The 649-nt window shown below is 77.8% G+C and carries 1 protein-coding gene; it reads right to left on the bottom strand.

Annotated features, from left to right (window positions below):
• On the bottom strand, positions 1-649 hold a 649-nt coding region (locus tag VM95_RS37875), incomplete at both ends, for a KR domain-containing protein (protein ID WP_045706107.1).

Genomic DNA, 649 nt, shown 5'->3' on the forward strand with positions numbered 1-649 from the left:
GCCGAGGACGGCCGCCGCCTCGCGGCGGACCAGGTCCAGCAGCGTGCCCTGGCGCTCGGCCGGGCTCAGCGCGGCCAGGCGCTCGCGCAGCGCGGAGGGTGCGGCCGCAGCCGTCCCCGCGCGGCGCAGGCGGGCCCGGACGAGGGACCGCAGCAGCGGCGGCACGTCACCACCGCGCTCCAACTCACGCCGCACCGAACCCAGTTCCAGGCGAACCGGCACGACGTGCGCGAAGTCCGCGGACAGCGCCGCATCGAGGGCTCGCAGGCCCTGCGCGGCGGTGAGCGCGCCCACGCCCTGCCGACGCAGTCGGGCGATCTCCGCCTGGCCGAGCCCGGCGGTCAGGCCCACGCCTGCCTGCTGCCACAGGCCCCAGGACAGGCTCAGGCCCGGCAGACCGTCCGCCCGGCGCTGCGCGGCCAGGGCGTCCACGTAGGCGTTCGCCGCCGCGTAGCCGCTCTGGCCCGCGCTGCCGAGGACACCGGCGGCGGACGAGAAGACCACGAACGCGTCCAGGTCCAGGCCCCGGGTGAGCTCGTCCAGGTGACGGGCGCCGGTGGCCTTCGGGGCCAGGACGCGGGCGAAGCGCTCGGCGCTCTGGCCGGCGAGCAGGCCGTCGTCCAGGACGGCGGCCAGGTGGAACACCGAA

It is taken from the genome of Streptomyces rubellomurinus (assembly GCF_000961885.1).
Taxonomy (GTDB): Bacteria; Actinomycetota; Actinomycetes; order Streptomycetales; family Streptomycetaceae; genus Kitasatospora; species Kitasatospora rubellomurina.